This window comes from Wolbachia endosymbiont of Pentidionis agamae (assembly GCF_036711655.1).
GTDB lineage: Bacteria > Pseudomonadota > Alphaproteobacteria > Rickettsiales > Anaplasmataceae > JAZHPY01.
The window spans coordinates 1-6118 of record NZ_JAZHPY010000066.1; the positions used below are offsets into that span (position 1 = coordinate 1).

General features: G+C 29.2%; 10 protein-coding genes. 9 read left to right on the forward strand and 1 reads right to left on the reverse strand.

The genetic code is table 11. The features are described from left to right. Positions 1-602 (reverse strand): DNA translocase FtsK 4TM domain-containing protein (locus V6U76_RS04100; protein ID WP_333023766.1); only part of this gene is annotated, 602 nt, incomplete at its 3' end. Positions 603-761: 159 nt separating this feature from the next. Here V6U76_RS04100 and V6U76_RS04105 point away from each other — a divergent pair. The 9 genes from V6U76_RS04105 to V6U76_RS04145 all read left to right on the forward strand — a co-directional run bounded on the left by V6U76_RS04105 (position 762) and on the right by V6U76_RS04145 (position 5900). After that, positions 762-1076, forward strand: a complete 315-nt coding sequence (locus tag V6U76_RS04105) for a hypothetical protein (RefSeq protein WP_333023767.1) — start codon at positions 762-764, stop codon at positions 1074-1076. Between the two features lie 48 nt (positions 1077-1124). Then, positions 1125-1628, forward strand: a complete 504-nt coding sequence (locus tag V6U76_RS04110) for a hypothetical protein (RefSeq protein WP_333023768.1) — start codon at positions 1125-1127, stop codon at positions 1626-1628. Positions 1629-2393: 765 nt separating this feature from the next. Then, a complete protein-coding gene (locus V6U76_RS04115) occupies positions 2394-2564 on the forward strand; it encodes a hypothetical protein (RefSeq protein ID WP_333023769.1) in 171 nt (56 codons plus the stop codon). Positions 2565-2812: 248 nt separating this feature from the next. After that, positions 2813-2947: an EndoU domain-containing protein gene (locus tag V6U76_RS04120; RefSeq protein ID WP_333023770.1), complete on the forward strand. Its 135-nt coding sequence runs from the start codon at positions 2813-2815 to the stop codon at positions 2945-2947. Next, complete coding sequence (locus V6U76_RS04125) at positions 2901-3254, forward strand: hypothetical protein (RefSeq protein WP_333023771.1); 354 nt, start codon at positions 2901-2903, stop codon at positions 3252-3254. Before V6U76_RS04120 ends, V6U76_RS04125 begins: the two co-directional genes overlap by 47 nt. Before the next feature lie 5 nt (positions 3255-3259). Then, the gene (locus tag V6U76_RS04130; RefSeq protein ID WP_333023773.1) at positions 3260-3889 is read left to right on the forward strand and encodes a ferredoxin reductase domain-containing protein; all 630 of its coding nucleotides are present in this window, start codon (positions 3260-3262) and stop codon (positions 3887-3889) included. After that, positions 3890-4435, forward strand: a complete 546-nt coding sequence (locus V6U76_RS04135; RefSeq protein WP_333023775.1) for a 5-formyltetrahydrofolate cyclo-ligase — start codon at positions 3890-3892, stop codon at positions 4433-4435. A 14-nt stretch (positions 4436-4449) separates the two neighbouring features. Further along, positions 4450-5220 carry an MlaE family ABC transporter permease gene (locus tag V6U76_RS04140; RefSeq protein ID WP_333023777.1) on the forward strand — a complete coding sequence of 257 codons (771 nt, stop codon included), beginning with the start codon at positions 4450-4452 and terminating at the stop codon, positions 5218-5220. Continuing rightward, a complete protein-coding gene (locus V6U76_RS04145) occupies positions 5217-5900 on the forward strand; it encodes an ABC transporter ATP-binding protein (protein WP_333023779.1) in 684 nt (227 codons plus the stop codon). The genes V6U76_RS04140 and V6U76_RS04145 overlap by 4 nt, the downstream gene beginning before the upstream one ends. Positions 5901-6118: the final 218 nt, after the last annotated feature.

The following is a 6118-nucleotide window of genomic DNA, read 5'->3' on the forward strand; positions in this document are numbered from 1 at the left end:
TGTTTTTTTTCTATTGTTACCAAAGGTTTAATATGGTGTATAGAGGAAATAGTAGATTTAAGTGTTTTTAATATGAAGAAAAGAAATATTTTTACTAAAAATAGTATAAGCGACAAAGTTGTTTTTTTTAATATAAAAAACAAAAAATTAGCAGTTCTTTTCCAGCCGATAAGCCATATTAACCCTGTTAATGTTGAAGTTATTACTATATAAAGTGGAATATTATCTGCCAGTATATTCCCTATGATTCCTCCGTATCTATACTTTGCAATTAGGTCTATCGATATTCTTGGTAAAAAAGCACATATTCCAAAATTCATTAGAATTAAATAAAAGATTTTAAGAAGTATTTTTTTTGGTTTAAAAACTAATAGATAAAATATAGTTGTAGCTGCTGTGATGCTGCTTAAACCAAGAAATTGCACTAGTATGTCAGCTATGTATGAACCTACTACACCACCTAAATTTGTTACTTTTTCATCTGTTAAGGTGTTAAATGATGGATCTTTATAGTTATAACTAAATACAGATGTACATATATACGTTAAGATTAACAGGTATATTAGTGATATTAGATATTTTTTAATATTTAGAGATAACATAAATTAAGAGTTATAATCACCTAGTAAATAAATTTTCTATGCTATAGTGTCAAGTGAGGACACTTTCTGAAGTATATCATTTATTTGACAGTAACATTATTGAATTATTCATATTTTATGATATAATATTTAAATCAGGTATGAACAAGGTATTGAGTTATGGCATATATAAATCCAGTGAATAATTTAAAAAATGCAGTAAGAGAATTTACTTATGAAAAGTTACTTGCTGATCAAAATAATGAACAAATACTCTCTGGTTCTACAATGTATAAGGATCTTCAGAGAATGAATTTTGTTATCAATGGCAAAAAAATACCTGCAGAATTAGTTATAAAATGGAGAGAAGAAATTGAAAAAGACCTAAATCCTAATAAAGACAAGGATTACCGCTTAATAGCAGGAGCAGTTTTTACTAAGATTTTTGAGTACGCTGATGCAATAGTGCCTAATAATTCTATTATAGAGGAATGAATTACTAACTGTAATCAATTTGCTTATGAAGGTAATCTACACTTTTATGTGATGGGTCCTTTATTTGATGGTAAAAATAGTTTATATGCAGGTACTATTGAAAAAGTAATGAATATTGATTGTACTGACCCATATTATATAAAGATTACTTCCAATACAGTTACGCCTATAGCTGATTGCAAAAAAATAAGTACAGGTGAAGCAAGTAACATGGAGGAAGCAACTATAGCTAAGATCGATGGCTCTCTAGAATTCACACTTGTAGCGCGAGAATATAATCAGGTTGAATACAGAGGTGGTCAATTGTTACTTATTGTTCCAAAAGAGTTAGAAAATTATAAAGTTGGTAATCAAAATTTACTTAATATTATTCTAGAATATTTTCAAATATTTTATGAGAAAATTTTTGGTTCTAGTATAGAAGTAGTTCAAAAAGATAATGCAATAGAAGTGAAGAGTGATTTAGGTAAACCTCTAAGCCATTTGAATCATTTAAAAATAGAACCAACTATCAAAACAATGCATAACTTTAAAACTCCAATTGCGGGTTAGAAATCACATATGAAAGTACGCTTGGTGTGTATTTTAAAATATCGAAGAGAGTCATGAATTTCTGTAAGAAGTTATGGAGCGGCTAGGTAGTGGAAAATTAAGTATCTCAGGTAAAGTTGAAGTAAGTCATATGTTTATATCGTATAAGCAACAGAAGAGTAGTTAGCAAAATTGTGCAATTTTTGAAAGAAATAAGTTCAAGATTGCTTATTCATGACTTTGCAAATTTACGAAAGCAATTTAGAGGAAGACGTCTTTTGGTACTTGGATATTTGTCTGTAAGTTTTGACAGATGAGAAGATTATATCAGGAGGGCGAGCTACTTCATCAAATTGGTTAAAACTTAACCATTCACCTTGTAGGTGATGGTTGTTTAGTTACTTGCCTTACTTTATGCTATACTTCCTATTAAATTGTTCTACCTAGCAATTTGCATAGAAAAATATTTTCAAACTTCCTTGAAGAAGTACTTGAGTTACTCGCTCCAACGCAAACTCACCTTTGTGTCTTGAAGTTATTTATATGGCTGGCTATTTTCTTTCTCTCTATTATTCATAAAAACTTCCAAAGTTAACACTATATACAAACTCAGCACCCTTTCTTGAACGCAGTAGTTCTTTTGAAATTACCCTTTGAAGTCCAAATTGTTTTTTTTTTTTGCAATGTTGCCCATGCTATATGTACAATATATAGTCAATAAAAAAAAATAAATCTGTTGATCCTTGATTTTTATTTATTTAATATAAATTAAAAAGAAATTATTATATGCATAGCAAGTTAAAATTTATTTTATATTCATTGATTATTATAGTAATGTTCACTATAACTTCATCTGAAGTTCATTGTTTGCATGATAAAGACGAAGAACAATATACTAATAATAATTATGTTAAGAATTTTAAACTTTTCTTTAGAACAAAACCTTATCATTCATAAGATATCCCATGATTTCCTCATCTTACCAAATTTGACAAAGATATATTAAAAGTATATGGAGATTGGAATTCTTACTCTAATCAAAAAGATTTTCATGCTTTATTTGATTCTCTTATGCATAGACGTACAGTAAGAAGAATATATAGTAACCTCCTTAATAAGCGTGTAATAACACCTAACGCAAGCCTAGAGTTATTCAACGATGAACTTACGCAACTCTGGTTTAGATCACCTTCTATTCAACTGCAGTGGAAGATAAAAAAAGTGCCTTTAGGCATATTTTCTGCGGTGAAATAGATAATGATAAACTTGGTGGGATGCATTTTGTAGGCAGGTATGTTGAGGTACAAAAAGAAAGAATGGGCAGGAATAGTTTGGGATAAAGATTTATGTAATAAAGTGAAAATATATTACCCAATTTGTACTTTGGAAATAAAGTATCTAGATAGCAACAGAATATCACAAATAAAATGTCCTGGTGGGTGCTCTTATGATCTTTATACAGATGAGATTCTGATTTCTACAACTAAAGCATTTCAAAATTTTAAAGATGGTACATGTTTATATAAGGTTCATAAAAAATCTTATGAATTTATCTTTATTAAAGAAAGTGACTCCATTGCTACATTTTTTTCTACTTCATCTAAATTTTTTAATAACAAGCAAATTGAATCTTGTCTACTTAGCTAGAAAAAATGATGCCTCATAAGAAAGTCAGCAACATAATGCTAGTTGGCGGTGGAGTGGGTAATGCTGTGCTTTTGTCTATAGGAAAAGAGTTCCTTAAGCATGGAAAGAAGGTTTTATACTTCGCTGGTTATAAAAAATTAAAAGATCTATTTAAAAGAGATTTAATAGAAAAAGCAGCTAGCACAGTTGTTTGGACGTGTGATGAAGGGTTGATAGAAATAAAAAGAAAGAAAGATAGAACATACTGTGGCAATGTAATTGATGCAATTATTGCGTACCAAAGTGGAAGATTAGGTAACGTTACAATAGATCTTGGTTCTATAAAAAAAATTATTACTATTGGTTCAAGTGGCATGATGAAAGCTTTGAATAATGCAAGAATAACAGTTTTAAAATCATACTTACAATACGGTTGTGAAGCAATAGCATCAGTTAATTCACCTATGCAATGTATGATGAAAGGCGTTTGTGCTCAATGTTTGCAATTACATACAGATGGAAATTTTCTCTATAGCTGTATTAATCAGGATCAAAGTATAAATTCTATTGATTTTGATTTTTTAGATGATAGATTAAAGCAGAATAGTTTACAAGAAAAGTTGACAGTAAAATGGTTAAGTTATGTAAAAAGATAAGTGTCTGATACTATAAGAAAACAGAAAATTGAAATGCGAAAACAATATAGAAAAATCAGAAAGAATATAGATAAAAGTTATGCAGACTATGCAGCAGAGAAATTAGCTAGTATCTTTATTGAAAATATTGATTATATTAAAGGCAATATAATTGCTGCATATATTCCTATGGATGGAGAAATAGATGTTATACCACTAATGTCTCTTTTAGATGATTCAGATTATGAAATAGTAATACCACTCATTAATAAGGTTAATGATGATTTAATGTTTCATAGGTGGAAGTATGATAAAGAAATTTTAATTCCTGATACAATAATTACTCCTATTGTTGCTTTTGATAATAAGCTAAATAGACTTGGTTTTGGTGGTGGTTGGTATGATAAAACAATAGGGAAACTACGTCATACAAAGCGAAATTTTATAGGAGTAGCATACGAAGCGCAGCACTCATATTTTTTACCTCAAGATGAACATGATCAAGCTCTAGACATTATAATTACTGAAAAAAAAATAAGGGTGGGTAATGTTATTTCAATATATTAGGAAATTATATTAAGATGGAAAACTTTTTAAGTAATATTGGAAAATATTTTTTAGAATTTTTATCAGGACTTGGAAGAATTACTATATTTTTCATACAATCTATATACTATTGTTTTATACCACCATATTATTTCAATATCATAATAAGACAAATAATAGAAATAGGTTTTTTTTCTTTACCAATTGTAGGGTTAACTGCATTTTTTATAGGAGCAGTAACTGTACTACAAAGTAGCTCAAGTGGAATAGAACTAGATCCAAGTTTTATCATACCTAAAGTTGTTACTATTGCAATTATAAGAGAACTTGGTCCAGCCTTAATTAGCTTAATAATGATTGGAAAAATTGGCTCATCTATTGCGGCAGAGATAGGAGTAATGCGCGTTACTGAACAAATAGATGCGTTAAAATCTCTGAACGTCAATCCATTTCAATATTTAGTTGCACCAAGACTCATTGCATCAATAATAGTATTTCCCTTTTTTGTTTTGTGTGCAGATTTGGTAGGCATATTTGGAGGTTATATCACTGCAATTGTAAAGCTCAACCAAAACCCTAATATATACATAAGGAATACTATTAATTTTTTTCATGCATATGATTTTTTCATCGGTTTAAAAAAGGCAATAATATTTGGTGGTATAATATCAATCATAAGCTGCTACTATGGCTATTTCTGTAAAGAAGGTGCACATGGAGTTGGGTTTGCTACAACATCAACTGTAGTTTTATCTTCCGTTTTAGTCATTTTATTGAACTATATAATTACTCTTATCTATTTATGAACCCAGCAATATCTATACAGAATTTAAGCTTGTCCTTTTTTGAAAAAAAAATATTAGATAAAGTAAGTTTTGATGTACTAAAAGGAGAGTCTTTAGTGATACTTGGCGAATCAGGTAGTGGGAAATCTGTCTTACTAAAGATCATTATTGGATTATTAAAAGCAGATTCAGGTAAAATTGTAATAAGTGATACAAACAATTTTGGAGTTGCATTTCAGAACTCTGCTTTGTTTGATTGCATGACAGTTTGGGAAAATATTTCATTTAATTATAAAAAGCGTTTTAACATAAATAAAGAAAAAGCAAAATTACTTGCCATAGAAAGGTTATATTCTGTTGGGTTAAGTGAAAGTATAGCTGAAATGATGCCAATTGAATTATCAGGTGGAATGAGAAAGAGAGTTGCACTTGCAAGAGCAATTGCACATGATCCTGAAACTATTATTTTAGATGAACCAACATCAGGCTTAGATCCAATCATTTCTGATGTAATTAACGAAATAATAATCAATCTACACGGCCTGGCTACAATCATTACTGTTACACATGATATCTACAGTGCTTTTAGAATAGCAGATAGAATGGTGATGCTACGTGAAGGTAAAATTATTTTTCTAGGCAACAAGGAAGAAATACAAAATACACATGATGATTATATAAAAAAATTTATTCATATATAATTTTTAATAAGGATTGGTAATATCGTTTTCACTATTATTTAATCTATTTGCATGATATAATAAATAATTATGTGAGGTTCAAATGAATACTAAAGTAAATTATGCAGGAATTACTAGGCGCGTAGCAACTTATGCAGTTGACCAAATAATATTGCTACTGCTCTTTATCCATGTTATCAGGTAAACCGTTTATTGAACTTTTTTATCGTACCTTTTCT

Excerpts from the sequence above, each read along its gene's own strand:
- V6U76_RS04125 (WP_333023771.1), top strand. The coding sequence starts at position 2,901 with ATGTTGAGGTACAAAAAGAAAGAATGGGCAGGAATAGTTTGGGATAAA.
- V6U76_RS04115 (WP_333023769.1), top strand. The coding sequence starts at position 2,394 with ATGCATAGCAAGTTAAAATTTATTTTATATTCATTGATTATTATAGTA.
- V6U76_RS04105 (WP_333023767.1), top strand. The coding sequence starts at position 762 with ATGGCATATATAAATCCAGTGAATAATTTAAAAAATGCAGTAAGAGAA.
- V6U76_RS04130 (WP_333023773.1), top strand. The coding sequence starts at position 3,260 with ATGATGCCTCATAAGAAAGTCAGCAACATAATGCTAGTTGGCGGTGGA.
- V6U76_RS04140 (WP_333023777.1), top strand. The coding sequence starts at position 4,450 with ATGGAAAACTTTTTAAGTAATATTGGAAAATATTTTTTAGAATTTTTA.
- V6U76_RS04145 (WP_333023779.1), top strand. The coding sequence starts at position 5,217 with ATGAACCCAGCAATATCTATACAGAATTTAAGCTTGTCCTTTTTTGAA.